At 76.0% G+C, this 885-nt stretch carries 1 pseudogene; it reads left to right on the plus strand.

The window, feature by feature from the left end:
• Positions 1-153: 153 nt before the first annotated feature.
• A pseudogene (locus tag SSOG_RS54565) lies at positions 154-885 on the plus strand (hypothetical protein); the annotation flags it as partial.

Raw genomic sequence — 885 nt, forward strand, 5'->3', positions numbered from 1 at the left:
GACGCCGAGGCCCATACGTCCCCGGCCGCCGAGGAACGGCACGTGACGCCCGGTACGCCGCCCCGCGGTGAACCCCCGCGGTCCGCCGCGCCCACGACGACCCACACGCAGCCGGAACCCGCTGAGAGGGCCGGGGCGGAGGAGGCCGTCTACGTGCCGCCGCCCCCTCCGGCGCGGCCGCCGATGATGAGCGTGTCCTCGGGCTCGGGGGACCCGGACGAGAAGCGGCCCGAGCCCACGGAGACGGAGCCCGCCACCGAGCCCGAGGAGACCGTAGAACCGGCCGAACCCCAACAGCCCGCCGAGCCCGAGCTCGCCGAGTCCGACCCGGAGCCGGAGCGGGACCCGGAGCCGGAACCGGAACCGGAACCGGAACCGGAACCGGAACCGGTCCCGCCACCGGTGCGGCGGGTGGCGGCTCCGTTGCCACCGGTGCCGTTTCAGCCCGGACACGTCAGCACCGAGGCCGAACGCACCGCGTTCCGGGCGCTCGCGGAGAGGGTGTGGGACCGGCACGGGACCGCCGTGGGCCGTATGCTCACCCGGTTGCCCGCACTGCGCGGGCAGGAGCAGGAGGCGGCGCGCGCGGATCTGATCGCGCTGCATCTGTATCTGCACACCTCCGAAGGCGCGTTGAGCCACGACGAGTTGGCCCGCGCGCTCCGCCACGGCGACAAACTGCTGCTGCCGTACGCCGCATGCCTCGCCTCGGGGCTGCGTCGGCTGCCCTCGTACCGCGGTGTGGCGGTTCCGCGGCGCCGGTGCGGAGGGCATCGGCGACGGGTTGGCGCCCGGGGACCTGCTGCGGGACCCGGCGCCGGTGTGCGCACTGCCGCTCGCGGCCGGCGCGCCGCGCCCGCGCGGTGCGCAGTACGCCATCTCCTC

The organism is Streptomyces himastatinicus ATCC 53653, assembly GCF_000158915.1.
Lineage (GTDB): Bacteria > Actinomycetota > Actinomycetes > Streptomycetales > Streptomycetaceae > Streptomyces > Streptomyces himastatinicus.